The sequence below is a fragment of the Streptomyces sp. TN58 genome (assembly GCF_001941845.1).
In the GTDB taxonomy this organism is placed as follows: Bacteria; Actinomycetota; Actinomycetes; order Streptomycetales; family Streptomycetaceae; genus Streptomyces.
Genome location: NZ_CP018870.1, coordinates 3,535,485 through 3,561,359, shown reverse-complemented (window position 1 = coordinate 3,561,359; position 25,875 = coordinate 3,535,485). Strand labels below are relative to the sequence as shown.

21 protein-coding genes are annotated in these 25,875 nt (G+C 72.4%); 13 read left to right on the top strand and 8 right to left on the bottom strand.

The annotated features are described in order from the left end of the window. Positions 1–9: 9 nt before the first annotated feature. The 4 genes from eccCa to BSL84_RS37775 all read right to left on the bottom strand — a co-directional run bounded on the left by eccCa (position 10) and on the right by BSL84_RS37775 (position 7,233). A complete protein-coding gene (eccCa, locus tag BSL84_RS16125) occupies positions 10–3,981 on the bottom strand; it encodes a type VII secretion protein EccCa (protein ID WP_075970594.1) in 3,972 nt (1,323 codons plus the stop codon). Positions 3,982–3,983: 2 nt separating this feature from the next. Beyond that, the gene (locus BSL84_RS16120; RefSeq protein ID WP_030029298.1) at positions 3,984–4,883 is read right to left on the bottom strand and encodes a MinD/ParA family ATP-binding protein; all 900 of its coding nucleotides are present in this window, start codon (positions 4,881–4,883) and stop codon (positions 3,984–3,986) included. Positions 4,884–5,372: 489 nt separating this feature from the next. After that, positions 5,373–6,728, bottom strand: coding sequence for a type VII secretion integral membrane protein EccD (gene eccD / locus BSL84_RS16115; protein ID WP_045320795.1), 1,356 nt, complete (start codon positions 6,726–6,728; stop codon positions 5,373–5,375). A gap of 109 nt (positions 6,729–6,837) precedes the next feature. Next, positions 6,838–7,233, bottom strand: a complete 396-nt coding sequence (locus tag BSL84_RS37775) for a hypothetical protein (protein ID WP_376499147.1) — start codon at positions 7,231–7,233, stop codon at positions 6,838–6,840. 253 nt (positions 7,234–7,486) lie between these two features. Here BSL84_RS37775 and BSL84_RS16105 point away from each other — a divergent pair, with 253 nt between their 5' ends. Together BSL84_RS16105 and BSL84_RS16100 are read left to right on the top strand one after the other, a co-directional pair. Further along, positions 7,487–8,002: a SigE family RNA polymerase sigma factor gene (locus BSL84_RS16105; protein WP_030031491.1), complete on the top strand. Its 516-nt coding sequence runs from the start codon at positions 7,487–7,489 to the stop codon at positions 8,000–8,002. A gap of 99 nt (positions 8,003–8,101) precedes the next feature. Then, positions 8,102–9,370, top strand: a complete 1,269-nt coding sequence (locus tag BSL84_RS16100) for a hypothetical protein (RefSeq protein ID WP_052680414.1) — start codon at positions 8,102–8,104, stop codon at positions 9,368–9,370. Between the two features lie 13 nt (positions 9,371–9,383). Here the strand turns inward: BSL84_RS16100 and BSL84_RS16095 are convergent, their stop codons facing one another. Further along, complete coding sequence (locus tag BSL84_RS16095) at positions 9,384–11,120, bottom strand: bifunctional 3'-5' exonuclease/DNA polymerase (RefSeq protein ID WP_075970592.1); 1,737 nt, start codon at positions 11,118–11,120, stop codon at positions 9,384–9,386. Between the two features lie 161 nt (positions 11,121–11,281). On the opposite strand from BSL84_RS16095, the gene BSL84_RS16090 reads away from it, so the two are divergent. After that, positions 11,282–12,463: a DUF2786 domain-containing protein gene (locus BSL84_RS16090; RefSeq protein ID WP_075970591.1), complete on the top strand. Its 1,182-nt coding sequence runs from the start codon at positions 11,282–11,284 to the stop codon at positions 12,461–12,463. A gap of 172 nt (positions 12,464–12,635) precedes the next feature. Continuing rightward, positions 12,636–12,881 (top strand): DUF397 domain-containing protein, encoded by a 246-nt coding sequence (locus tag BSL84_RS16085; RefSeq protein ID WP_030029825.1) that lies wholly within the window; start codon positions 12,636–12,638, stop codon positions 12,879–12,881. An 89-nt stretch (positions 12,882–12,970) separates the two neighbouring features. On the opposite strand, the gene BSL84_RS16080 is transcribed toward BSL84_RS16085, so the two are convergent. Then, positions 12,971–13,480: an ATP-binding protein gene (locus BSL84_RS16080; RefSeq protein WP_075970590.1), complete on the bottom strand. Its 510-nt coding sequence runs from the start codon at positions 13,478–13,480 to the stop codon at positions 12,971–12,973. A 340-nt stretch (positions 13,481–13,820) separates the two neighbouring features. On the opposite strand from BSL84_RS16080, the gene BSL84_RS16075 reads away from it, so the two are divergent. The 9 genes from BSL84_RS16075 to BSL84_RS16035 all read left to right on the top strand — a co-directional run bounded on the left by BSL84_RS16075 (position 13,821) and on the right by BSL84_RS16035 (position 23,270). Then, positions 13,821–14,699, top strand: a complete 879-nt coding sequence (locus BSL84_RS16075) for a helix-turn-helix domain-containing protein (RefSeq protein WP_045320791.1) — start codon at positions 13,821–13,823, stop codon at positions 14,697–14,699. An 89-nt stretch (positions 14,700–14,788) separates the two neighbouring features. Continuing rightward, positions 14,789–16,246 (top strand): aldehyde dehydrogenase family protein, encoded by a 1,458-nt coding sequence (locus BSL84_RS16070; RefSeq protein WP_030029830.1) that lies wholly within the window; start codon positions 14,789–14,791, stop codon positions 16,244–16,246. A gap of 223 nt (positions 16,247–16,469) precedes the next feature. Next, positions 16,470–18,557, top strand: a complete 2,088-nt coding sequence (mrdA, locus tag BSL84_RS16065) for a penicillin-binding protein 2 (RefSeq protein WP_030029045.1) — start codon at positions 16,470–16,472, stop codon at positions 18,555–18,557. A 107-nt stretch (positions 18,558–18,664) separates the two neighbouring features. After that, positions 18,665–19,177 carry a DinB family protein gene (locus BSL84_RS16060; protein ID WP_030029046.1) on the top strand — a complete coding sequence of 171 codons (513 nt, stop codon included), beginning with the start codon at positions 18,665–18,667 and terminating at the stop codon, positions 19,175–19,177. Between the two features lie 24 nt (positions 19,178–19,201). After that, positions 19,202–19,816 (top strand): PadR family transcriptional regulator, encoded by a 615-nt coding sequence (locus BSL84_RS16055; RefSeq protein WP_030029047.1) that lies wholly within the window; start codon positions 19,202–19,204, stop codon positions 19,814–19,816. A gap of 78 nt (positions 19,817–19,894) precedes the next feature. After that, on the top strand, positions 19,895–20,827 hold the full coding sequence (locus tag BSL84_RS16050) for a daunorubicin resistance protein DrrA family ABC transporter ATP-binding protein (RefSeq protein WP_030029049.1): 933 nt from the start codon (positions 19,895–19,897) through the stop codon (positions 20,825–20,827). Next, positions 20,824–21,606, top strand: a complete 783-nt coding sequence (locus BSL84_RS16045; protein WP_030029050.1) for an ABC transporter permease — start codon at positions 20,824–20,826, stop codon at positions 21,604–21,606. The genes BSL84_RS16050 and BSL84_RS16045 overlap by 4 nt, the downstream gene beginning before the upstream one ends. Positions 21,607–21,681: 75 nt before the next feature. After that, positions 21,682–22,440 carry a MerR family transcriptional regulator gene (locus BSL84_RS16040; RefSeq protein ID WP_030029051.1) on the top strand — a complete coding sequence of 253 codons (759 nt, stop codon included), beginning with the start codon at positions 21,682–21,684 and terminating at the stop codon, positions 22,438–22,440. A gap of 119 nt (positions 22,441–22,559) precedes the next feature. Continuing rightward, positions 22,560–23,270: a DedA family protein gene (locus tag BSL84_RS16035; protein ID WP_045320789.1), complete on the top strand. Its 711-nt coding sequence runs from the start codon at positions 22,560–22,562 to the stop codon at positions 23,268–23,270. A 118-nt stretch (positions 23,271–23,388) separates the two neighbouring features. On the opposite strand, the gene BSL84_RS16030 is transcribed toward BSL84_RS16035, so the two are convergent. Further along, positions 23,389–25,035 carry a threonine/serine ThrE exporter family protein gene (locus BSL84_RS16030; protein WP_075970589.1) on the bottom strand — a complete coding sequence of 549 codons (1,647 nt, stop codon included), beginning with the start codon at positions 25,033–25,035 and terminating at the stop codon, positions 23,389–23,391. A 192-nt stretch (positions 25,036–25,227) separates the two neighbouring features. After that, positions 25,228–25,722 carry an inorganic diphosphatase gene (locus tag BSL84_RS16025; RefSeq protein ID WP_030031597.1) on the bottom strand — a complete coding sequence of 165 codons (495 nt, stop codon included), beginning with the start codon at positions 25,720–25,722 and terminating at the stop codon, positions 25,228–25,230. Positions 25,723–25,875 lie beyond the last annotated feature (153 nt).

The following is a 25,875-nucleotide window of genomic DNA, read 5'->3' as shown; positions in this document are numbered from 1 at the left end:
TGCGGTCCTTCACTCGGGTGCGTACACGGTCTGGATCAGCCGGTTGGACTGGCCCCTGCGGACGAGGACACCGCGCCCGGCCGGCTGCTGGGAGGCGTACACCCCCGGGAAGAGCTGGCCCTCGCCCCGGTCGCCCGCCATGACGATCGCCGAGGCACCCGACTCGCGCAGGCCCTGCACCAGCGGCTCGTACATGCCGCGCGAGGCGCCCGCGACGCGGCGGGTCAGGACGAAGTGCAGGCCGATGTCCGCCGCCGACGGGACGTAGGGGACGAACGGGGCCAGCGGCGACTGTCCCGCGGTGGTCAGCACGTCGTAGTCGTCGACGAGGACCACGATCCGCGGCCCGCCGCCCCAGCTGCCCGGCTCCAGGTCCTCCAGCGGGGCGCTGTCGTCGGGCATCCGCCGCTCCAGCTCGGTGGCGATGCCCGCGGCCAGCCCGGCGCACATCTTGGCGTTGTAGGCGTAGCCGCCGTTGAACTCCTCCGGGACGACGCCGCGCAGGCTGCGCCGCGGGTCCATGATCGCGAATACCAGCTCGTCTTCGCCGTAGCGCTCGATGAGGCCGCCGGCGACGGTCTTCAGCAGGTTCGTCTTGCCGCATTCGCTGTCGCCCATGACCAGCAGGTGCTGGTCGTGGTGGAAGAGGTCGAGGAGTACGGGCGCCAGCGCGCTCTGGTCGAGCCCGATCGGCACCCGCTTCGGCTCGGCGACCGGGCCCGGCAGCAGATGCGGCTCCAGCAGGTGCGGCAGGACCCGGACCGGCTGGGCGGCGTCGCCGCTCCAGGTGGCGCGGATCGTACGGGCCGTGCGCTCCAGGACGGAGCCCAGCTCCGCGGTGTCGGTGAGGCCGTCCGTGCGGGGCAGCGCCACCTGCGCGAACAGCTTGCCGTCGGTCAGGACGCGGCCCGGCTCGTCGGGCGCCAGGGTCTCGGCGAGCTTGCGCTCGATGCTGGACTCGCTGGGGTCGTTCAGGCGCAGCTCGACACGGGTGCCGAAGTTCGACTGGACGGCGATGCGGACGTCGTTCCAGCGGAGCATGCCCGCGACGACGTGGATGCCGTAGCCGCCGCCTCGCTTGAGGATGTCGACGACGGCGTCGTCGAGCTCCTCGAAGTCGTCGCGCAGCGCGCCGAACCCGTCGATGACGAGGACGATCTCGGCGGAGGCGAGCTGCGGCAGCCGCCCGGCCGCGTGCAGGGCGCGCAGCTGCTCGACGGAGTCGATGCCGTGCTCGCGGAAGAGGTCCTCGCGCAGGGCGAGCATGGTGCGCACCTCTTCGACGGTGCGGGCCGCGCGCTCGCGGTCGGCGCGGCCCGCGATCCCGCCCACGTGTGGCAGGCCGGACAGGGCCTGAAGGCCGCCGCCGACCAGGTCGAGGCCGTAGACGCCGACCTCCTGCGGGGTGTGGGTCAGGGCGAGCGAGAGCACGAGGGTCCGCAGCAGGGTGGTCTTGCCGGACTGCGGGCCGCCGATGACGGCCGCGTGGCCGCCCGCGACGGTGAGGTCGAGGTACCAGCGTCCCTGCCACTGCTTCGTCGGGTCGTCGAGCAGGCCGAGCGGTACGACGAGCCGGTCGCGGCGCTTGGAGAGCTGCATGCCGCGTACGCCCACGTCGAGGGGGCCGGCGACGGAGTCCAGGGCGATCGCGTCGGGCAGCGGGGGCAGCCAGATGCGGCGCACCGGTGCGGCGGCGTGCTGCAGCTGCTCGACGATGACGCCCATCTCGGTGGGGCCGGTCTCGCGCCGGCGCGCCGAGGGCTCCTGACCGCCGGTGCTCTCCTCGGAGGGGGAGTTGAAGGCCCCGTACTCCAGGGCGAGCGGGCCGCTGTCCTCCTCGTCGGCGCGCTGCACGGGGCCCCGGTAGGCGCCGGAGACGTAGCTGGCCTTGAAGCGCTCGTAGTGGCTGGTGTCGACCTTGAGGTAGCCGAAGCCGGGCAGCGGGGGCAGGTGGAAGGCGTCGGTGGTGTCCAGGACGGTGCGGGACTCGTCGGCGGAGAAGGTGCGCAGGCCCAGCCGGTACGAGAGGTAGGTGTCCAGGCCCTTGAGCTTGCCGCCCTCGATGCGCTGGCTGGACAGCAGCAGGTGGACGCCGATGGATCGGCCGATGCGGCCGATGGACAGGAACAGGTCGATGAAGTCGGGCTTGGCGGTGAGGAGTTCGCCGAACTCGTCGATGACGACGAACAGGTGCGGGAGCGGGTCCAGGTCAGGCCGGCGGTCGGCGCGCAGCGCGGCGTAGTCGCCGATGTCGGCGACGTTGCCGGCGTCCTTGAGGACCTGCTGGCGGCGCTTGACCTCGCCGGCCAGCGAGGCGTGGACGCGTTCCACGAGCCCGGCCTGGTTCTCCAGGTTGGTGATGACGCCGGCGACGTGCGGGAGGTCGGCGAACGGAGCGAAGGTCGCGCCGCCCTTGTAGTCGACGAGGACCAGGGCGAGGTCCTCCGGCGGGTGCGTGGCCACCAGGGCGAGGACGAGGGTGCGCAGCAGCTCGGACTTGCCGGAGCCGGTCGCGCCGACGCACAGGCCGTGCGGGCCCATGCCCAGCTCGGAGGACTCCTTGAGGTCCAGCAGCACGGGCTCGCGGGAGTCGCTGACGCCGATGGGCACGCGCAGGAAGGCGCGTTCGCCGCGCGGTGCCCACAGGCTCGCCAGGTCCAGGCGGGCGACGTCGTCGATGCCGAGCAGGTCGGCGAAGTCGACGGGCCCGGACAGCGGGGCGTCGATCAGGGACTCGGCGGACAGGCGCAGTGGGGCGATCATCCGGGCCAGGCCCTCGGCGAAGGGGATGCCGACCTCGTCGACGGTGCCGTGGGCGCTGACGGGTTCGTCCTGGCGCAGGTCCTCGATGAGGACCCGGTCGCCGTCGACGGTGATGCGTACGCCGACGTGGCCGGGCTCCTGGATGCGCTGGTCGAGCAGGTGCAGGACGGTGACGCCCATCTCGCGCAGGCCGACCGCGTCGTCGGGGCGGGGCAGTTCGACCGCGTCCTCGCCGTGTCCGTCGGTCACGACGAGCAGCCGGGACGTCATGGACAGGGCGTCCTTGCCGGACAGTCCGCGGCGCACCTCGGCGGCGTAGGAGGCCCGGCGGCGCAGCTCGGGGCCGATCTGCCGGGCGAGCTGGTCCGGGGAGGGCGCGATGCGGCGGGCGGCGACGGGGCCGTCGAGCTGCTCGGTGTCCAGGAGGTGCGGCATCCACTTGGCCCACTCCCAGTCGGGGAGCCGGTCGCCGGGCACGGCCAGTGCTATCGCCACGTCGTCGGGGGCGTGCATGGCGGCGGCCTGGACGAGCAGGGCGCGGGCGACGCGCAGGCAGTCCTCGCGGGGGCCGATGACGCTGACGTTGCCGACGCGGTCGAGCGGCACGGTGAGCGGGAGTTCGGTGCCGTTGCGGAAGCGGGCGGTGAGCGCCGAGGCCTCGTTGAGCATGAAGCGGTCGGGCGGGGTGAGGACGGAGGAGCCCTGCTGGCCGATCTGCAGGTCGCGTACGGGCATCTCGCCGGTGCCGACGCGCACGCGCAGGAAGTCCCCGTCGGTGCGGCGGCGCTCCCACAGCCGGGCGGGGTCGCGGACGATGTCGTACAGGGCGTGCGGCGGCGGGTTGAGCACGTCGGCGTGCTCGGCGCGGTCGCGTTCCTCGGCGGAGAGCTCCTCGCGCAGGTCCTCCAGGTAGGCGAGGTAGGCCTCGCGCTGGGTGCGGCGGGTGCGCTGGGCCTTGCCGCGCTGGGAGAAGACGAGCGCTACGGAGCCGACGATGGTGACCACGAGGATCAGCGCGCCGAGCGCGGCGAACTGGCTGTTGCGGACGACCGTCATCATCACGACGGACGACATGACGCCGGCGACGGGCAGCAGCGACATCGCGATGCTGCCCGCCTTCCCCTCGGGGAGGTTGGGCGGGGCCTCGATGGTGCGCGCCTCGGGGGGCGCCGGCGGCCTGACGGTCCGTGCCGGGCGGTGGATCAGTCGGGTACTCATCGTCAGTGGCGCTTCTGGGAGAGCTGGAAGACGTCCGCGGCGAGCCGGGCGGCGGTCTGCCGGGTCGAGTGGGCGAGCAGTTCGGTGCGGATGTGGCCGCCGTCGGCGAGGTGGCGGTCGTACGGCAGGACGTGGACGCTCGGCCCGGCCGCCTCCAGGGTGCGCACCGCGTCGGCGAGGTCGACCCCGGAGTGCGGTGCCTGCTCGGTGATGACGACGCAGGTGCTCGCCAGCATGTGCGGGGGCAGGCCCTTCATCCACTGGAGGACGGCGAAGGTGCTGCTGACGCCGTCCAGGGTGGCGGGAGTGGCCAGGACGCGGGCCTGGGAGGCGGAGAGCGCGACGCGGGCGACCTCGGCGGGGAGGGTTTCGCAGTCGACGACGGTGACGCCGAAGTAGCGGCGCAGCGCGACCATGGCCCGTTCGTAGGCGCGGGTGTCGAGCATCGCGCCGATCTGGCCCTGGCTGCCGGGCAGCAGCCAGGCGTTGTCGCGGAGCTGGACGAGGTAGCCGGTGATGTCGAGCAGCGACATCTGGGGCTCGACGATGTCGGCGACGTCGCCGGTGGTCCAGCGCAGGCTCTCGGCGCCGAGCCGGATCGGCAGGGAGCCGAGGGCCGGGTCGGCCTCGACGAAGAGGACGGGGTCCTGCCGGTAGTGGGCGTACGTGGTGCCGAGCAGGGCGGCGACCGTGGACTTGCCGGCGCCGCCGCGGATGGAGGTGACGGCGATCTGGCGGCCGGTGGTGACGGGCTGCTGGAGCACCTCGGCGGCACGGGTGGCTTCGGCGACCTCGCGGGCCGCCGAGGAGGAAACGGTTCTCCGGACGGCGCGCAGGGCGCGGGCGGAGAAGGGCTCGCCGTGCCGGGGCTTGCGGCCGGTCCCCGAGAGCTGCCGGTCCACGGCGGGCTTGGAGTCGGGGGTGGTACGGGCCGCCTGCCCGTGGCCCGCGGCGGCGTACGCGGCCTGCGGGTGGGGCTGGGGCTGCGACGGCTGGGGCTGCGGGTGGGGCTGCGGGGGCTGCTGCTGTACCTGGGGTTGCGGGTACGGCTGGGCCTGCTGCGGGTAGCCGTACGCGGCGGCCTGGGCGGGAGCCGCAGCGGGAGCGGGCCCGCCGGGACCGGCCGCCGGGGCCTGCCGCGGCGCGCCGGTGTGCTGCGGCGCGCCGGTGTGCTGCGCCCCGACACCCTGAGCCCCGGCGCCGGGCGTCTGCCGATACCCGGGCGCGGGGGCCGCGGCGCTTGGGGCGGGGGCCTGTGCGGCGGCACCCGCGGCGGGCTGCTGCGGTCCCGGCTGGCTTTGGGCCGGAGGCTGCGCCGCGCCCCTGAGGTCGCGCAGGACGTCTCCCTGCCAGTTCTCTGCGTTCGGCATGTCTGCCCCTGCCCCTCTTCCTCAGAACTTGTTGAGCAGCTGCCCGTACACGCCGAACACCCCGACGGCGAGCGGGAAGAGCCCCACCATGCCCACCGACTCGACGAGGTCGGCCGTGCGCCGCAGCCGGACCTGCACGTGGTCCGGCGGCTGCACCGCGAGGACGAGCAGCGGCAGCAGCGCGGCCACGACCAGCACGGCGAGCGGGCCTGCGCCCCCGCCGTGCCCGGTCCACAGCAACACCAGGCGTACGACGAGCAGCGCCGCGGCGGCGATCAGCGCCACCACCTCGGCCACCAACGGGAACGCGCGCGCCCTCGACAGCAGGACGACGGCGACGAGCGACGGCAGTGCGACCGTCCACACTGAGGGCTTCTCGGCGAGCGTCAGCAGCCAGCCGGCGGCCGCCGCGGAGACCGCGGTGACGATCGTGGCGAGGGCCAGCCCGCGGTGCGTGGCCGCGAGGGCGTTGCCCACCTCGTGGCGGCTGACGGAGGCGCCGCCGGAGCGGCGGTCGTCGAGGGCCGTGAGCCCGGAGGCCATCAGGGCGAGCCGCGGCAGCAGGCCGAGCAGCACCACGGAGACCAGGGCCATGACCGCGCCGAGCCGGGCCGGGTCGTCCTGGACCGCGGCCACGGCCTGCCACAGGGCGGTGATCACGGCGGTGGCCGCGGCTCCGAAGAGTCCGCCGCGGCCGAGCGGCGAGAAGTACCCGAGCAGCGCCAGCGTCAGGACGAGCGCCCCGGCGACGGCGGCGAGCCGAGCGGTGCCCGGCCAGTCGTGGGCGTCGGCGGCGGTCCACGCGGTGAGGACGCCGAGGCCGCCGGAGGCGAGCAGGAGCGCCGTCGCGAGGCCCCGGTTGCCCCCGCCGATCCGCGAGACGAGGGCGCCGGCCGCCATCAGCAGGAGTGTGACGGCGGCCAGGCCGCCGGCCAGTGCCCCGAGGGTGAACTCGTGGCGGGCGAGCAGCGCCGCGGTGACCGTGAAGGCGACGGTCGCCACGCCCGCGCTGCCCCGCCGGGCGGCGGGACGCCAGCGCCAGGCCTGGAGGTCGAGGTCGTCCGAGACCAGGTCGGTGACGTCGTGGACCACCGGGGCGGGCGGCGCGGAATGGCTTCTGACCAGGCGTAGGACGGCACCGTCGGCTATGCCGGCCGTCGCGAGCGTGCTGTCGTGCGGCAGCGCGGAGCCGTCCGGCGCGATCAGCTGGCGGGTCAGCGGCCTGGACGCGGCCCGGTCGTCGAGCAGCTGGAGTATGTCCGGCAGCAGTTGGCCGATGGGGGTGTCGGACGGCAGGACCATGTCGGCGCGGCGCCGCTCGCCGATCAGGGTCACCCGGCTGAGTTGCCCCCGGGAAGTCGTTGCTGTGCTCACCACTTGCGGGAACCTATCATCGCGGGTTTGCGACCTTTCGGGGCCAAGGGGGACCTGGCGCTGCTGCCGGAGCGTGAACTCTCCCGGATCTGCACGCCTGATGCTTCTTCCTCTACGACTGCGCAGGCTTGGGCGACTGGGCCGAGTGCGAGGGCGTCGGCTGTGACGTCTTCTTTGGCGGTTTCGGGGACTTCGAAGCGGACGGGCTCGCCCCGGCGGTCGGCGGCTGCGATGCCGCCGGCTGCCCGTACGGCTGCGGCCGGCCCTGCTGCTGTTGTTGCTGCTTCTGCTGCTCGGCCTTCTGCTTCGCGAGGGTGTGCTGGACGAAGGACCAGCCGACGCAACCCGCGCACAGGACGGCCGCGATGGCGATGCCGGCGAACAGCTTGCCGAGCCGCTCGTCCGCCGTGCGCCGCGCCCGCTGGGCGCCGAAGAGCAGGGCGTCCCTCATCCTGCGGCGGCGTACCGCCACCGACTCCAGAAGCTGGCTGTCGTAGTCCCGTGCCATCTGTCGTCCGTCGCCCCAGTCCCGGTTCGTGAAGCGCTTTCCACCGCTCCAGGGCGCGGCTCCTGAGTGTGCGCACCGCCGAGCCCCCGTGTTTTGCCTCTGCAACATAGAGCATGTGTGCGGTTCGAGCACATCCGACCGCGTCCCCCTTCCCGGCCCGTCCGGTGACGCCGGCGGTGACTTCGGCCGAGGGGTGAAACATTTCCGCACGCCGTCGCGTCAAGTGCAGTGAGACGGACGCGAGGGGGAGCGGATGCGACACGGTCGCAGGGACGGGTTCCGTGAATTCGCGGCGGGCCGGTCGGGGCACCTGTACCGATCGGCCTGCCTGCTGGCGAGCGGGGACACCCATCTCGCGGAGGACCTGGTGCAGGAGACGCTGGGCCGGATGTACCTGCACTGGGGCCGGATCGCCCGCGTGGACAATCCGGCGGCGTACGCGCAGACGGTGCTGGTACGGGCCTACCTGACGCACCGGCGCCGCCGGTCGGCGGGGGAGCGCCCGGTCGGGACCCTTCCCGACTCGGGGGCGGTGGCGCCGGGCGGCGGCGATCCGGTGCTGCGGATGACCCTGCTGGAGGCGCTGGGGCGGCTGGCGCCCAAGGACCGGGCGGTGCTGGTGCTGCGCTACTGGGAGGACCGCAGCGTCGAGGAGACCGCCGACGCGATGAACGTCAGCTCGGCGGCGGTGCGGACGCGCACCTCCCGGGCACTGGCCCGGCTGCGGCAGGAGCTGGGCGGCAGCCTCGGCGCCTTCGCGGAGCTGTGAACGGCACGGACGCGCCCGGGCCCGTACTGCCCGGGCCGCCCACCCCTACCCATTGAACGGAAGGTCAAATTCCTCATGCCCTTTGAAGATGATCTCGGTGTGGCCCTCCGGCAGGCGGGGGACGGCTTCACGGTCGACCGGCACGCCCTGGTCGACGCCGGCGAGGAACGCGGCCGCCACCTGGTGGCCCGCCGCCGCGCCGCGGTGGTCGGCGGATCCGCGCTGGCCCTGGCGCTGGTCGCGACGGCCGGCGCCTACGCGGGCGGGCTCCTGGACGGCGCGGGCGGCTCGGACGGCGTCACCGTCGCCGCGGCGCCGACGCCGGACGCCGGCTCGGCCACCGACGGCGCGAACGGCGGCGGGCACGGCGGCGCCCCGAGCCCGCGGGTGGGCAGCGGCGCGGTCGGCGCGGAGCGGATGATGACCAACCTGGAGAAGGCTCTGGCCCCGCAGGGCGGGAAGCTGACCGCCACGGCGGCGCGCGGCACCGAGAGCGAGGGCGGAGCGGCGGTCTCCGGCGTGTACGACGACGGGAAGGGGAAAGCGGCCGTCAGCGTCAGCCTCTCCCGCGTGGACCCCAAGGGCAGTCAGGCCCGCCAGCTCACCGAGTGCGGGGACAAGAGCCTCCAGGGGTACGACGACTGCCGGACCGAGCAGCTGCCGGACGGCTCGAAGCTGCTCGTCTACAAGGGGTACGAGTACGCCGACCGCCGGGTGGACACCAAGTGCTGGCGGGCCGTGCTCGTGACCCCGGCCGGCTTCCTGGTCGAGGCTTCGGAGTGGAACGCCCCCGCGGAGAAGGACGCGGCCACCACCCGCCCCGACCCACCCCTGAACAGCGCGCAGTTGAAGTCCCTGGTCACCTCACAGGTCTGGCTCCCCGCACTGAACGACCTGCCGGCCGCCGAGCCGGAGCCGGGGTCGCGGGACGCCGGGCCGGGGACGCCGCTGAAGGACCGGAGCGCCGCCGACGCCCTGGAGCTGCTGGCGGCCCCCTTCGGGGTCCCGATCGCCTCCCGGGGCGGGGAGGGCTCGTACGGCTACCTCGTGCTCGACGACGGCAAGGGCCCGTCCCTGGTCCAGCTCAATGTCTCCAGGGCCGAGACCACCGCGGGCTTCACGGGCGCCGACGTCACCACGGAGTCCGACGGGACGAAGGTGAAGATCACGCAGGGCTCGGCGGGCAAGGCCCCGGGCGTGGTCCAGTGGACCGTGGCCACCCTGCGCGAGAACGGCCTGCGCGTGACGGTCTCCGCCTTCAACACCGCCAACCAGAACGGCGGCCCCTCGCGCCCGCAGCCCCGGCTGACGCTGGAGCAGCTGAAGGAGATCGCCCTCGCCCCGGGCTGGAACCGTGACCGCAACTGACGTCAGGCAACGCCTACTTGGCATCGGCATAGCACTCGACGACCGCCGTCGTGAACGGGAACCGGACCGGGGTGTCGCCGAAGGCGATCCGGCCGGCCCGGTCGCCGGCGGCGCGGATCGCCTCCACGACGGCTCCGGCCTCCTCGGCGGGGCAGTGCACCATCACCTCGTCGTGCTGGAAGAACACCAGCTCCGCGCGCATCCCGGCGGTGGCCTGCCGCAGCGCCGCGAGCATCAGCAGCGCCCAGTCGGCGGCGCTGCCCTGGACGACGAAGTTGCGGGTGAAACGGCCGCGGGCCCGGGAGTTGGTGGAGGCGTAGCCCGGGGTCCAGCCGTCCTCCCTGTCCTGGACGGTCCCGGCTCCGGCCTCACCCTCGGGCTCACCCCCGCCGGGGTCGACGCCCCCGTCGCCGGCCTCGTCCCGCTCGCCGGAGCCTGCGGGCGGCGGACAGGTGCGGCCGAGCCAGGTGCGGACGAGCCGGCCCTCCTCCCCGGCCTTCGCCGCGTCGTCCACGTACGCCACCGCCCGCGGGAAGCGGCGGCGCAGCGCGGCCAGGTTCTTCAGGCCGTCCCCGGAGGTCTGCCCGTAGACGGCGCCGAGCACGGCGATCTTGGCCTTGTCGCGGTCGCCGGAGAAGCCCTGGCGGGAGACCGCGGTGTAGAGGTCCTCGGGCCTGCCGGCCACCTCCATGAAGGCGGGGTCGCGGGAGATGGCGGCGAGTACGCGCGGTTCCATCTGGTCGGCGTCGGCGACGACGAGCCGCCAGCCCGGGTCGGCGACGACGGCCCTGCGGATCACCTTCGGGATCTGCAGCGCCCCGCCGCCGTTGGTGACCCAGCGGCCGGTGAGGGTGCCGCCGGGGATGAACTCCGGGCGGAAACGGCCCCCGTGGACCCAGTCGCCGAGCCAGCTCCAGCCGTGGGCCGTGTAGATCCGGTACAGCTTCTTGTACTCGATCAACGGCTCGACGGCCGGGTGGTCCAGCTCCTGGATCTCCCAGCGGCGGGTGGACTTCAGCTTGATCCCGTCCTTGGCGAAGGCCCTGATCACCTCCGCGGGCAGGTCGGGGCGTACGCGCCGGCCGAAGGCGGCCGAGACCCGGTCGGCCAGTTCGGCGAGGCGCCTGGGCTCCCCGCCGCCCGCGTACCGCTCGCCGAGCAGCTCGGTCAGCAGGGCGCGGTGCACGTCGGCCCGCCAGGGCAGGCCGGCCCGGTTCATCTCGGCGGCGACCAGGAAGGCCGCGGACTCGGCGGCCACGAGCAGCCGCATCCGGTCGGGGTGCGCGGTCGCGCCGAGCCGCCCCGCCTGGTCGGCGTGGACGGCCAGCAGGGCTTCCAGGGAGAGCGGGGCGGGCTGCGGGTCGAAGAGGGAGTCCTGGGCGCGTGGATCGGCCGCGCGCTGCCGGGGGTCGGGCGGCACGGGGGCGTTGTTCAGCCGTGCCCAGGCGGCGGCGGCCGAGCGGGGCTCGCCGGAACGGCCCTCGTGGCCGAGGAGCAGCAGCTCGGCGTCCTCGATGTCGTGGCACCGCTCGACGCGGACGCCGGCCGCGAGCAGGCGCGGGTACACCGCGGCGGTGGACCGCCAGACCCACCGGGTGCCGGGCGGGGCGCGGCGGATCGCCTCGGCGGGATCGCGGACGCGGAGCGGGGCCGCGTCCGTCCGGCCGCCGCCGGCGAGGGGTACGGGTGCGGCGTGCCACCACCCGTCGCCGTCCTCGGCGAGGGCCCACCGGGGAGTGCGGTCGCTCATGGGTGCGAGTGTCCCACCGGGGTCCGACAGTGGCCGGGCGGCCGCCGTCGCCCGGGCGTGCCCGCCCCCTCGCGCACCGCGGCGGCTGCGGCGCCGGGGCCCGCGGCCGGGAGCGGGGCGCGAAGGGGGGCGCGTAGGGGGGGCGTGCCAAGCTGAGAGGTGTGAGAGACCTTGCCGAGACCGTCGACCGAGCCTTCGCCGCGGCCCTGTACGCCCAGGACGACGCCGGGCTGGACACCGGGGCCTCGCTGCTCGCCGCCGATCCCGGGCACTGGTCCGCGGTGGGCGGGGAGCTGCTGGCGCGCGGGGAGGCGTACGTACGGCAGGGCTGGGAGCGGGGCTGGCAGCCGGCCGACGTGCTGCGGCTGGTCCGGCGCGACCTCGACGAGCGGCACCTGCGGATCACCGGGGACCTGATCGCCGCCGAGGCGCGCCGCTACGCCCGGCTCCCGGAGCGCTGGACCACCGCCGAGGTGTGGTGGAGGAACGACGGGGAGTACGCCGACGCACTCGCGCGGCGGGAGCGGTCGGACCGGTTCACGCTGGCCACCGCCTTCCTGGAGGTGTTGCGGCTGCTGATCCGGCTGCCCTCCGTGGAGCCCGTGGGCCCGCTGCCCGGCGATCCGGTCGACGCGCTCGCGGAGCACGCCCACATCGAGCCCCGCATGCTGGCGCGCATCCGGGCCCTGCTCGCCAAGGCCGAGGCGACCACCTACCCGGAGGAGGCCGAGGCGCTGAGCGCCAAGGCCCAGGAGCTGATGGCCCGGCACACCGTGGACGAGGCCCTGCTGGCCGCGCGCGGCGGCGGCCCGGCGCAGGTGCCGGCCGCCCGCCGGATCGGCGTCGAGCCCCCGTACGAGGAGGCGAAGGCGGTCCTGCTCGACGCGGTGGCCACCGCAAACCGCTGCCGGGCGGTGTGGAACAGCGCCTACGAGTTCTCCACGGTGGTCGGCTTCGAGAGCGACCTGGAGGCGGTGGAGCTGCTCCACACCTCGCTCCTCGTCCAGGCGACGGCCGCGATGACCCGCGCGGAGGCCGCCCAGCGGTCGGGCGGACGCAAGCGGACCAAGACCTTCCGGCAGTCGTTCCTGCTGGCCTACGCCAGTCGGATCGGCCACCGGCTCGCCGAGACCGCGGAGCACACGGCTGCGGAGGCCGCGGACAACCTGCCCGCCCTGGTGGCGCGCGACGTGGCGGTCACCTCCCGGGCCGAGGAGATGTTCCCGCGGACCACCACCACCCGGCTGCGCGGCGCCACCGACCACGCGGGCTGGGAGGACGGCACGGCGGCCGCCGACCGGGCCCACATGGGCGGCCGCCGCCCGCCGCTCCCCGCGCCCTAGGGGTGTCCGGCGGATCAGGGCCGGGCCCGGGCTCCACCGGGCACCCCTGAGGGTGGCGGACCTGTCTGTGATCACCGGAACACCCCGCGTGCACGTGCATCTGCGCGTGCAGCCACCCCTGAACACAGCTATGATCCGGTGGAGTTGACATCTGCACTATCGGGGGCTTCCTGTGGACCACGCGTACAACGGGATGGCAGCTGCAGAACTCGCTTCCTTGTTTGAGCTGACGTGGCAGAAGAGCAGACACAGCAACTCGCAGGGTTCCTGCGTGGAGTTCGCGAAACTGCCCGGAGGCGAGGTCGCCATGCGCAACTCGCGCTTCCCGGACGGACCGGCGCTCGTCTACACGCCGGCCGAGATAGAAGCCCTGCTCCTGGGCGTCAAGGACGGCGAGTTCGATCACTTGATCGGCTGACGGAACGGCGCACTCATCAAGCCATGCACGTGCACTGGCCGGGACCGATCGCAGCGATCGGTCCCGGCCAGTCGTCGTGTACCGGCGGCTCAGTCGTGCAGCAGGAACAGCGCCCAGACCACCTTGCCGGTCAGTCGTCCCGCGAGCGGGTGCCAGCCCCAGCTGTCGCTGTAGGAGTCCACCAGGAACAGCCCCCGCCCGGACTCCAGATCGAGGTTCTCCTCGGTCCGCTCCGGCGAGAACGCCCCGCCGGGCCGGTCCTCGCTGGGGTCGCGCACCGCGCACACCAGCCGGGTGCTCCACCGCATCAGGTGCAGCCGTACCGGCGGCTCCGGCTCGGGCTCCGGCCCCCGCGCATCCTCCGGCAGGGCGTGCCGCAGCGCGTTGGTGACGAGTTCGGACACGACCAGGGCGACATCGTCGAAGCGGTCGTCGAGGCCCCACTGGGACAGCGTCGAGCGGGTGAAGGTGCGGGCGCCGCGTACCGCGTCGAAGCGTGGCGGGAGGGCGCACGAGGCGGACCCGGAGACAGCCGTGGGGTCGACCGGGGGAAGCCCCTGCCGTAACGGCTCGAGCATGGTCGATCCATTCGTCCCCATGCGAGGCACTCCCGGGATTCGCGGGCGGAGCGGTCAACTCCGACCAGAAATAACTGCGGGGTGGGTCCCGCGCCGGCGCGAAGAGCACGCAGGTGCGCGGGGACCATGGTTCCGAATGCCCGGGCCGGATGCAAGGGCAGATGCACGTGCACGCGCCGGACCTGTCCGCTCACGTGACGGTTCTTGCTCATTTCTTCCTACGCAGACTTACGGACTTCTTCTCCCGGAGGCGGGATTCCGTTACAGAACGAGTACGGCCCGATGCGTTTTGGTGGCAGACTGCGGCCTCTGGGGTACGGGGGCCCCGAGACGCCGCGCACACCACGCGCACGCCAATGCGATGGGGAGGGCAGTACTAGTGACCGCAGAAGCAAGCGGTTCTGTGGTGCGCCGCATCCTCCTGGGCTCCCAGCTCAGGCGACTCCGAGAATCCCGCGGCATCACCCGTGAGGCGGCCGGCTACTCGATCCGCGCATCCGAATCGAAGATCAGCCGCTTGGAGTTGGGAAGGGTGAGCTTCAAGGCACGGGACGTGGAGGACCTCCTCACGCTCTACGGGGTCACGGACAGCACCGAGCGCGAGTCCCTGCTGGGACTGGTCCGCGAGGCCAACGCGACCGGCTGGTGGCACAGTTACGGCGACGTGCTGCCCGGCTGGTTCCAGACCTACATCGGGCTGGAGGGCGCCGCCTCGCTCATCCGCATCTACGAGGTGCAGTTCGTCCACGGGCTGCTGCAGACCGAGGCCTACGCCCACGCCGTCGTCAGCCGCGGCATGCCCGGCGCCACCGCCGCCGAGATCGACCGCCGTGTCGCGCTCCGCCTGGAGCGGCAGAAGGTGCTCGTGTCCGAGAGCGCCCCCGTCTTCCACGCCGTCCTGGACGAGGCCGCGCTGCGCCGCCCGTACGGCGACCGCAACGTCATGCGCGGCCAGTTGGAGCACCTCATCGAGGTCTCCCAGCGGCCCAACGTGCAGCTCCAGGTGATGCCCTTCTCCTTCGGCGGGCACGCGGGCGAGAGCGGAGCCTTCACCCTGCTGCGCTTCCCCGAGTCCGACCTGCAGGACATCGTCTATCTGGAACAGCTCACCAGCGCCCTCTACCTGGACAAGGACGAGGAAGTGGGGCAGTACGGGCGGGCGATGGAGCGCCTTCAGGCCGACTGCCCCGACCCCGACCGGACCAGGGATCTTCTTCGCGGCCTACTCCAACTGTCTTGATCCGCACGTAGTATGACGTCTGATCAGTGCATGACGACCGATCGGTCTCCGGTGCAGCGCACGGGTGCGCGCTCGCAGTAAGGGATGGCATGTCCATATTCAGCGACCTCGCTCACCAGTACATCGACGGCGAATGGCTGGCCGGCAACGGTTCATGGGACATCATCGACGTCAACCCGTACAACGGGGAGAAGCTCGCGGCCATCACCGTGGCCACCGTCGAGCAGGTGGACCAGGCCTACCGCGGCGCCGAACGCGCCCAGCGCGAGTGGGCCGCCACCAGCCCGTACATCAGACGCGCGGTCCTGGAGCGCGCCCTGCGGATCACCGAGGAGCGCGAGAAGGAGATCGTCGAGGCGATGATCGACGAGCTCGGCGGGACCCGTCCCAAGGCCGAGTACGAGGTCCACCTCGCGATGGAGTTCATCCGCGAGTCGCTGCAGCTGGCCGTCCGCCCCGAAGGAAGGATCCTGCCCTCACCGGTCGAGGGCAAGGAGAACCGGGTCCAGCGGCTGCCCGTCGGCGTCGTCACCGTGATCAGCCCCTTCAACTTCCCCTTCCTGGTCACGCTCAAGTCCGTCGCCCCGGCCCTGGCCCTGGGCAACGCGGTGGTCGTCAAGCCCAACCAGAACGCCCCGGTCGTCGGCGGCGGCGTGATCGCCAAGATCTTCGAGGACGCCGGGCTGCCCGCCGGCCTGCTGAACGTCCTCGTCACCGACATCGCCGAGATCGGCGACGCCCTCCTGACGCACCCCGTCCCCAAGGTCATCTCCTTCGCGGGCTCGGACCGGGTCGGCCGGCACGTCGGCGCGATCGCCGCCCGCCACTTCAAGCGCACGGTCCTGGAACTCAGCGGCAACAGCGCCCTCGTCGTCCTCGACGACGCCGACCTCGACTACGCGGTGGACGCGGCCGTCTTCAGCCGCTTCGTCTACCAGGGCCAGGTCTGCATGGCCGCCAACCGGATCCTCGTCGACGCCTCGGTCGCCGAGGAGTTCACCGAGAAGTTCACCGCGCGCGTGCGCGCCCTGAAGACCGGCGACCCGCGCGAGGCCGACACCCACGTCGGCCCCCTGATCAACTCCTTCCAGGCCGACGCCCTGACCGCCCTCGTCGACCAGGCCGTGGAATCCGGCGCCCGGGCGCTCGTACGGGGGTCTACGCGCGGCAACCTGGTCGAGCCGACGGTGCTCGCCGACATCCCCGAGGACTCCCCGCTGCTCGGCCAGGAGATCTTCGGCCCCGTCGCGCTGCTGGTCGTCTTCGACGGCGAGGACGAGGGCGTACGGCTGGCCAACGCGACCCCCTACGGGCTCAGCGGCGCCGTGCACACCCGGGACGTGGAGCGGGGCGTGCGCTTCGCCCAGCGGATCGAGACGGGGATGATGCACGTCAACGACTCCACGATCGGGGACGAACCGCTGGCCGCGTTCGGCGGGGAGAAGGCCTCCGGTCTGGGCAGGCTGAACGGCGAGGCCACGGTCGAGGCGTTCACCACCCAGAAGTGGATCTCCGTCCAGCACGGGCGGACGGCCTTCCCGTTCTGATCAGGGGGCCGCGCACCCCCAAGGGCTGGCCCGTCATCCCTGGCGGATCAGCGCGCGGTGTCGGATGCGGTGCATCGCAAGGCGGAGGAGCGTCCTCGTACTGGGCGTATGCGGGCGCTTTGCGCGCGGCGAGGCGCCGTAGCCGGCGCCGCGCGCCCGCCGGGGATGACGGGCCAGCCCTTAGACTCGACCGGGCGTAGGCAGCCGCCCGGGGGAGATCGAGTTGAGCAACATACCGGAGACCGGCCGGACCCCTCGGGTCCAGAACCGGCTCGTCGTCATCCAGGTCGTGGTCTTCTCCCTGCTGCTCACGCTGGGCGGACGGCTCTGGTACCTCCAGATCCGCAACGGCCAGGAGTACACCGACGAGGCGAAGAACAACCACGTCCAGCAGGTGGTCCAGCCGGCCGTGCGCGGCTCGATCCTCGACGCGCGCGGGGTCCCGCTCGCCGACAACGCCACCCACCTGGTGGTCTCCGCGAGCCGTACCGAGCTGCTGAAGATGCCCGACAAGGGCAAATCCGTGCTGACCCGGCTCGCCGAGGTACTGGGCACGGACCCGCAGGAGGTCATCGACAAGGTCCGGCTCTGCGACTCCAAGACCAAGCAGCCCTGCTGGAACGGCTCGCCCTACCAGCCCATCCCGGTCAGTGACGAGGCGACCACGGAGCAGGCCCTGCAGATCCGTGAGCACCCCGAGGACTTCCCCGGCATCACGGCAGAGGCGACCGCGCTGCGCCGCTACGCCGGCCCGGACGGGGCCAACACGTCCCAGGTGCTGGGCTACCTCTCGCCGGTCACCGACGAGGAGATCGCCAAGGCGAAGAAGTCCGACTCCCCCTACCTGCGCTCCGACCAGGTGGGCCGCTCCGGCCTGGAGCGCACGTACGACAAGGAGCTGCGCGGCAAGGCCGGCATCACCCGCTACGAGGTGGACAACCTCGGCCGGGTCATCGGGCAGGGCGAGACGGACCCCGCGCAGCCCGGCTCGAACATCGTGACCTCGATCGACTCACGGGTGCAGGCGGTGGCCGAGCGCGAGCTGAACAACGCGATGATCGACGCCCGCAAGGTCCACGACCGGAACACCGGCCGCAACTACGAGGCCGACTCGGGCGCGGTCGTGGTGATGGAGTCCAGGACGGGCCGGATCGTCGCGATGGCGTCGAACCCGACCTACGACCCCAACGCCTGGGTGGGCGGCATCTCCGCGAAGGACTACGCCTCCCTCACGGACCAGGAGTCCAACTACCCGCTGCTGAACCGCGCCATCCAGGGGCAGGCCGCGCCGGGCTCCATCTTCAAGGTGGTCACCTCGACCGCCGCGGTCAACGCCGGCTACCCCTTCAACAACCGCTACCCCTGCCCCAGTTCGTACTCGGTGGGCAGCCAGACCTTCACGAACTTCGAGTCGCAGGGCCACGGCGACATCACCATCGGCCGCGCCCTGGAGGTCTCCTGCGACACGGTCTACTACCTGATCGCGGACCAGGAGTGGAAGAAGGACGGCGGCATCAAGCCGAAGAAGGACCCGAAGGACTGGTTCTTCAAGACCGCCCACGAGTTCGGCCTGGGCAAGCGCACCGGCATCGACCTGCCCAACGAGGTGCCGGGCCGGGTCCCCGACCGCAAGTGGAAGCAGGACTTCTTCGACGCCAACAAGGACGCCTGGTGCCGGGACGGCAAGAAGAACGGCAGCTTCGCCGAGAAGATCGCCTACGAGAACTGCCGCCAGGGCAACCAGCTGCGCGAGGGTGACGCGATCAACTACTCGATCGGCCAGGGCGACACCCTCGTCACCCCGCTGCAGATGGCGTCCGTCTACGCGGCCATCGCCAACGGCGGCACCCTGCACCAGCCGAGCGTCGGCAAGGCGGTCGTCAGCGCCGACGGGACGTCGGTGAAGGAGATCGCCCCCAAGGAGCGGGGGAAGCTCCCGATGGACGCCCGGACGCGCGACAACATCGACCGGGCCCTCGCCGGCGTCGCCACCGACGGCAGTGCCGCCTGGCGCTTCGGCGGCTGGCCGCAGAAGCAGATCCCGATGCACGCCAAGACCGGCACGGCCGAGGTCCAGGGCAAGCAGACCACCTCGTGGTTCGCCTCCTACACCGAGGACTACACGATCGTCATGACGATCTCCCAGGGCGGCACCGGCTCCGGGGCCTCCGGACCGGCCGTCCGCAAGATCTACGAGGCGATGTACGGGCTCGACCCGACCGGCAGGCAGGACCTTTCCAAGGCCCTGCTCCCGAAGCCCGCCACGGGGCTGCCCGCGATACGGCCGGACGGGGAGATCTCCCCGAACTGACCCCGCGATCCCGGCTCCATTAGGACAGGAGCTGACCTACATCCTCCGTAGCGTATGGGGTGTCGGGGGAGAGCCCCCCGGCCACCCCACGCAGAGGCGGTCCTGTCATGGCTCAGCTTTCCACCGAGGTCCTGGGCGACGAGCGCGGCACGCTCCTCGCCTTCGTCGAGTCGCAGCGCGCGGCGATTCGTGCGTCCCTCGCAGGGCTCGACGAGGAGCAGGCCGCGAGCCGGCCGAGCGCCAGCGAGCTCTCCCTGTCCGGGCTGCTCAAGCACGTGGCGGAGGTCGAGCTGAACTGGCTGCGGCTGGCCCAGCAGCGGCCGAACGAGCGGCTGCGCGACGAGTCGAGCTACGGCGACAGCTTCCGCCTCGTCGAGGGCGAGACCATCCCGTCCGTGCTGGCCTTCTGGGACGGCGTCCGGGCGGAGACGGAGGCCTTCGCCGCCGCGGTCGCGAGCCTGGACGAGACCTTCCCGCTGCCGCCGGCGCCGTGGTTCCCCAAGGACACCAAGGTGTCGGTCCGCTGGATGCTGCTGCACCTGGTGGAGGAGTTCGCCCGGCACGCGGGCCACGCGGACGTCATCCGCGAGTCCGTCGACGGCACCAAGGCGATGGGCTGAACCGGGGGGACATAGCCTGGCCCCATGTCAGCGATCCGGCTTCTTGTCCTCGGCGCCGTCCGCCAGCACGGGCGCGCCCACGGGTACCAGGTGCGCAACGACCTGGAGTACTGGGGCGCCCACGAGTGGTCGAACACCAAGCCGGGATCGATCTACCACGCCCTGAAGCAGATGGCGAAGCAGGGCGTCCTGCACGCGCACGAGGTGGCGCCGAGCGCGGCGGGCGGACCGCCGCGCACCGAGTACGAGGTGACGGACGCCGGCCGGGAGGAGTACTTCAGGCTGCTGCGCGAGGCGCTCGCGGCGTTCGACCAGAAGGCGGACGTGCTGTCGGCGGCGATCGGCTTCATGGTCGACCTGCCGCGGGCGGAAGTGCTCGCGCTGCTGCGGGAGCGGTTGGCGAAGCTGGCGGGCTGGCGGTCGTCGGTGACCGACTACTACACGCCCGAGGGCGGTCCGGAGCCGCTGGGCCACATCGGCGAGATCATGCACAGGTGGGTGCACTCCGCGGACGCGGAGGCGGAGTGGACGCGGGGGCTGATCGCCCGGATCGAGGGGGGCGCGTACTCCTTCGCGGGCGAGGGCGGAGAGCCCTTCGTGGGGGTGCTGGCGGAGGGTCAGGAGAATCCCTACGCCTGAGGGCGTAATCAAGTTTGACTAGCTCGCGAGCGGGCATTACCTTTGCGGCTCGCGGTAATCAAGTTTGACTAGTGAGGAGTGGCTTTGGCGATCTCCGTCGCAGGCGTTCACAAGCGGTATGGCGACAAGCAGGCCCTGGCCGGGCTCGACCTGGAGGTGGCGCGCGGCACCGTCCACGCCGTGCTCGGCCCCAACGGCGCCGGCAAGACCACGGCCGTGCGCATCATGAGCACCCTGCTCCGGCACGACGAGGGGACGGTCCGCGTGGCGGGCCACGACGTGGCCGCCGACCCGGCGGCCGTACGCTCCCGCATCGGCCTCCTCGGCCAGCACGCCGCGCTCGACGAGGAACTGGCCGGACGGCAGAACCTGGAGATGTTCGGACGCCTCCACCACCTGGGCGCGCGCCGGGCCGGGCTGCGCGCCGACGAGCTGCTGGAGCGCTTCGGCCTCGCGGACACCGGCCGCAAGCCCGTGAAGCAGTACAGCGGCGGCATGCGGCGCCGGCTCGACCTCGCCGCCTCCCTGATCACCGACCCGGAGGTGCTGTTCCTGGACGAGCCGACCACCGGCCTCGACCCGCGGGGCCGCGCCGAGGTGTGGAACGCGGTCCGCTCCCTGGTCGGCGGCGGCACCACCGTGCTGCTCACCACGCAGTACCTGGAGGAGGCCGACCAGCTGGCCCACCGGCTCTCCCTGATCGACGGCGGCCGGGTCGCGGCCGAGGGCACGGCCGACGAACTGAAGGCCCTGGTCGGCCGGGACCGGATCGTCGTGGTCCTGCGGGACGCGGCGCGCCTGGCGCACGCGGCGCGGCTGCTGCCCGACCCCGCCGTCGACCCCGACACCCTGACCCTGAGCTTCCCCGTCCAGGACCGCATGGCCGGACTGGCCCGGACCCTGCGGACGCTGCAGGAGGCGGGCATCGAGGCGGCCGACCTCGCCGTCCGGCGCCCCACGCTCGACGAGGTCTTCCTGCACCTGACCGACCGCGAGGAGGTGGCCGCATGAGCGCGGCCTGGGTGGTCTCGGACTCCTGGACGATGACCCGGCGCGAGCTGGCGCACTGGGCGCGGCAGCCGGTGCAGATGCTCGTCGGGCTGGTCTTCCCCGTGATGATGCTGCTGATGTTCGGCTTCCTGGTGGGCGGCGGGCGCGGGATCGACGGCGAGTACGTCGAGTTCCTGGTCCCCGGGATGCTCGCCCTGACCATGGCCTTCGGCCTGGAGGCCACCCTCACGGCCGTCACCCAGGACCTGAACAAGGGGGTGATCGACCGCTTCCGCGCCATGCCCATGTCCTCCTCCGCGGTCCTGGTGGGCCGCAGCGCCGCCGACATGCTCCAGTCGGCGGTGGGCCTGCTGGTCCTGGCCGCGGTCGGGCTGCTGCTCGGCTGGCGATGGCACGGCGGCGCGGCGGCCGCCCTGCTCGCCTTCGGACTGCTCCTGCTGCTGCGCCTGGCGATGCTGTGGATCGGGATCTGGCTCGGCATGGTCGCGGGCCGGCCCGAGCTGGTGCAGGCGGTGCAGATCCTGGTCTGGCCGGTGGGCTTCCTGTCCAACGCGTTCGCCACGCCGGAGTCGATGCCGGGCTGGCTGGGCGCGGTGGTGGAATGGAACCCGCTCTCGGCGACGGCCACCGCCGTCCGCGACCTGTTCGGCAACCCGGTCGCGGCCCCGCCCTCATGGGCCGCCGACCACGCGGCCCTGCTGGCGGTCGCCTGGCCGCTGCTGCTGCTCGCGGTCTTCTTCCCGCTGGCCGTGGGCCGTTACCGGGGGCTGAGCAGGTAGCTCGGGGAAGGACTTGCACCTCACGCGGCGTGAGGAACCACAGTGGGGGGCGTACCCGAGCAGAGGAGGGAAGAGATGGGCTACTCAGTGGGCCAGGTGGCGGGTTTCGCCGGGGTCACGGTGCGCACCCTGCACCACTACGACGAGATCGGGCTGCTCTCCCCGGGCGGCCGCAGCCACGCGGGACACCGGCGGTACGACGACGCCGACCTGGACCGGCTGCAGCGGATCCTGTTCTACCGGGAGCTCGGCTTCCCCCTCGACGAGGTCGCGGTCCTGCTGGACGACCCGAAGTCGGATCCACAGGAGCATCTGCGCCGGCAGCATGCCCTGCTGACCGACCGGATCGCCCGGCTCCAGCAGATGGCCAAGGCCGTTGAGCACGCCATGGAGGCGAAGAAGATGGGCATCAACCTCACGCCCGAGGAGAAGTTCGAGGTCTTCGGGGAGCAGGACCCCGAGCAGTACGCGGAGGAGGTCCAGGAGCGGTGGGGCGACACCGAGGCGTACGCCGAGTCCCAGCGCCGCGCGGCCTCGTACACGAAGGACGACTGGCAGCGGATGCAGGACGAGTCCGCCGACTGGGGCCGCCGGTACGCCGCTGCCATGGAGGCCGGTGAACCCGCCGAGGGCGAGGCCGCGATGGACCTGGCCGAGGAGCACCGCCTGCACATCCACAAGTGGTTCTACGACTGCCCGTACGAGATGCACACCTGCCTCGGCGAGATGTACGTGGCGGACGAGCGCTTCACGGCGTTCTACGACGCGGTGAAGCCGGGCATGGCCGCACACCTGAGGGACGCGATCCTGGCGAACGGCGTGCGCGGAGTGTAAGCGGAACATCACGCGCGCGACCCCCGCCGGTACCTGGAACCGGGCGGGGGTCGTGTGCGTTGATAATTGAAACCGCCCCCATCCCTGCCTTCCCCCCGATCCAGGAGAGTCCGGAACCCGTGTATACGCTTGCGCTCGGCCCTGAGTGGCTGTCCCCGGACTACCTGATCTCGCACTTCGGCCTGATCGGCATCCTGGTCATCGTCTTCGCCGAGTCGGGCCTCTTCGCCTTCCTGCCCGGCGACTCCCTGCTCTTCACCGCGGGCCTGCTGGTCGCGGACGGGCAGTACATCAAGCAGCCGCTGTGGCTGGTCTGCACCCTGATCGTCGCCGCGGCCATCATCGGCGACCAGGTCGGCTACATGATCGGCAAGTTCTTCGGGCCGAAGCTCTTCAACCGGCCCAACTCCAAGCTCTTCAAGCGGGAGAACCTGGACAAGGCGCACGAGTTCATGGACAAGCACGGCCCCAAGGCCATCGTGCTCGCCCGCTTCGTGCCGATCATCCGCACCTTCGCCCCGATGGTCGCGGGCGCCGGCTCGATGAAGTACCGCACCTTCCTGACCTACAACGTCATCGGCGGCATCGCGTGGGGCGCGGGCGTCACCGTCGCGGGCTACTGGCTCGGCCAGATCGAGTTCATCAAGACGAACGTCGAGCCGATCCTCGTCGGCATCGTCCTCGTCTCCGTCATCCCGGTGGTCTTCGAGGTGCTGAAGGCCCGCAAGGAGAACAAGGCCGCCGCCGGCCAGGCCCCGGAGGCGGCCGCGGTCGCCGACGGCTCCGGTCCGCAGTCCCCGGGCCAGCGCGGGCGCCACGCCAAGCGCTGACACCACGCGCAGGACGACACGTCGTACGGGCCGCACGCCCGCCCCGCCGGGGCAGGGGGTGCGGCCCGCAGTGTGTGCGGGCCGGTGCCGGGGCCGTTGTGGGGGCCGCCGGCGGCCATCAGTAGCCGCGGGTCCGCTTCGCCGCCGCGCGGCCCTTGACGGCGCTCGCCGCGCCGGGGATGCGCATGAACAGCCGGGAGGCCTCCGACCCCAGGTTCACCCCGATCGCGATGGCCAGGGCGATGGCCGCGGCGTTCACCAGGGAGCCCAGCCCCTCGTTCAGCCGGTCCTCGGCGATCAGCAGCAGCCCGTAGTACGTCGCCGAGCCGGGCAGCAGCGGCCCGATGGCGGCCGTGACGTACGGCAGGGCGGACGCGAAGCGGTAGCGGGAGAAGAGCTGCCCGAAGAGGCCCACCAGACCGGCCGCGACGCACGTGGACGGCACGGGCGGGATCCCGCCCGCGTAGTGCAGGGCCCCGAAGGTCACCCACGCCACCCCGCCGTTGAGGGTCACGATCCACACCGTGGAGCGCTCCTGCTGGAGCAGGATCGCGAAGGTGAAGACGAGCACCATCGACGCCGCGATCTGGATCAGCGGCCGCTGGGTGATCTGCAGGACCTCCTCGGGCTTGGGCGAGGCGCCCAGCTGCAGCCCGAGGTAGAGCACGACCAGCACGCCCATGATGATGCCGATGAAGAGGTACATCACCTCCAGGAGCCGGGCGGCGGCGGTGATGTAGAAGCCGGTCAGGCCGTCCTGCACGGCCGCGACCAGGGCCCGTCCCGGCAGCAGCGCGAACAGCCCGCCGGTGATCACGGCGGAGGCCTTGATGTTCTCGATCTCGGCGAGCTTGAGCGCCACGCCGAAGGCGGCCGGCGGCATCGCCGCGACCACGAACTGGTAGAACTCCGGCAGTCCTCGCCCGGCGCACAGCCACGCGAGCCGGTCGCCGAGGACCGCGCCGAGCGCCGCCGCGAAGAAGACCAGCACCCCGCCGCCGACCAGGATCGAGGCGGCCCCGGCGAGCAGCCCCGCGGCCGCCGTGAGCACCCACGTGGGGTACGGGTGCCGGTTGCGCCGGATCTCGGCGAGGCGCCGGTAGGCATCCTCCAGCGAGACGTCGGTCTCCGCCGAGCTGATGTCGGCCACCAGCCGGAACACGGCCGCCAGCCGGGTGTAGTCGGTGCCCCGGCGGCGCACGGTCCGGCTCGCCGAGACCGGGTGGTCGACCAGCGACGGCTGGTGCGTGATCGACAGCATGGTGAAGGTGACGGTCGGCTCGCAGCGGTCCAGCCCGTAGGAGCGGGCCACGGCGAACATCGCGGCCTCCACGTCCTCGGAGCCCTCGCCGCCCGACAGCAGCAGCTCCCCGATGCGCAGCGTCAGGTCGAGTACGCGGCCCACGGCGGGCCCGGTCTCGCTCGGCCGCTGCACGAGGTCCGGTACGGGGCGCACGTCGACCGGCATGCGCAGCATCGTGCGCATGCGGTCCTGCCAGGGGGACTCCTTCATCTGGGCGACGGGGAACCCCTGGCCCGGGGTGTACGCGGGCGGGGACTGCGCGGCGCTGTAGGTGGCGGGCGCGGCGAAGGCGGACCCCTCGGGCTCGGGCGGGGCCGGTTCGGTGTTCGGCGGGCGAACGAACTCCGAGGTGGGCTGATCGTCGGCGGACACCTCCGGCCCGGTGCCGGGAGGCGGCGTGAAGGCGCTGTGCGCTTCGTCGGACTGGGGCTTCCTGTCCTCGGCCCCGTCGGCCTCCGCCACGCGTCCTCCCGTTCGTGATCACCCGGAGTATCAGTATGCGGAACCGTTTCCTCCCCGTCGAAACCTGGTGCCGCCCGTTTCTCCGCCGAACACGGCGACGGGCGGCACCCCCCAGGGGATGCCGCCCGCCATGTCACAGCCGTACGGGGCCCGGGGGAGACCCCCGGCCCGTCACCGCCGCCGAGCCGGAGCTCAGTGGTGGCCGCCCTGCGCCTCCAGGCGCTTGTACGAGGCCTCGATCTCGGCCTCGGCCTCGGCGCGGCCGACCCAGTTCGCGCCCTCGACGGACTTGCCCGGCTCCAGGTCCTTGTAGACCTCGAAGAAGTGCTGGATCTCCAGGCGGTCGAACTCGGACACGTGGTGGATGTCGCGCAGGTGCTCGACACGCGGGTCGGAGGCCGGCACGCACAGCAGCTTGTCGTCGCCGCCCGCCTCGTCCGTCATGCGGAACATGCCGATGGCGCGGCACTTGATGAGGCAGCCCGGGAAGGTCGGCTCGTCAAGGATGACCAGCGCGTCCAGCGGGTCGCCGTCCTCGCCGAGGGTGTTCTCGACGAAGCCGTAGTCGGCCGGGTAGCTGGTCGAGGTGAAGAGGCGACGGTCCAGACGGATCCGGCCGGTCTCGTGGTCCACCTCGTACTTGTTCCGCGAACCCTTGGGGATCTCGATGGTGACGTCGAACTCCACGTCCTGCTCCTCCATGATCAACTTCATGCTTCGAGACGGCATTGATTCAACTGCGTGCGCGTCCGGCCCAGCCCTGTCGGGTGGGGTGCCATGCTCGCGGCAAGACGCAGTGGTTAAGTGTCCCTCACGCATATGTGTGATCGCGAAAGGGGC

Coding starts and splice junctions, on each gene's coding strand:
- eccCa (WP_075970594.1), bottom strand. CDS start 3,981: ATGAGTACCCGACTGATCCACCGCCCGGCACGGACCGTCAGGCCGCCG.
- BSL84_RS37775 (WP_376499147.1), bottom strand. CDS start 7,233: ATGGCACGGGACTACGACAGCCAGCTTCTGGAGTCGGTGGCGGTACGC.
- BSL84_RS16105 (WP_030031491.1), top strand. CDS start 7,487: ATGCGACACGGTCGCAGGGACGGGTTCCGTGAATTCGCGGCGGGCCGG.
- BSL84_RS16095 (WP_075970592.1), bottom strand. CDS start 11,120: ATGAGCGACCGCACTCCCCGGTGGGCCCTCGCCGAGGACGGCGACGGG.
- BSL84_RS16080 (WP_075970590.1), bottom strand. CDS start 13,480: ATGGGGACGAATGGATCGACCATGCTCGAGCCGTTACGGCAGGGGCTT.
- BSL84_RS16075 (WP_045320791.1), top strand. CDS start 13,821: ATGGGGAGGGCAGTACTAGTGACCGCAGAAGCAAGCGGTTCTGTGGTG.
- BSL84_RS16070 (WP_030029830.1), top strand. CDS start 14,789: ATGTCCATATTCAGCGACCTCGCTCACCAGTACATCGACGGCGAATGG.
- BSL84_RS16060 (WP_030029046.1), top strand. CDS start 18,665: ATGGCTCAGCTTTCCACCGAGGTCCTGGGCGACGAGCGCGGCACGCTC.
- BSL84_RS16055 (WP_030029047.1), top strand. CDS start 19,202: ATGTCAGCGATCCGGCTTCTTGTCCTCGGCGCCGTCCGCCAGCACGGG.
- BSL84_RS16045 (WP_030029050.1), top strand. CDS start 20,824: ATGAGCGCGGCCTGGGTGGTCTCGGACTCCTGGACGATGACCCGGCGC.
- BSL84_RS16040 (WP_030029051.1), top strand. CDS start 21,682: ATGGGCTACTCAGTGGGCCAGGTGGCGGGTTTCGCCGGGGTCACGGTG.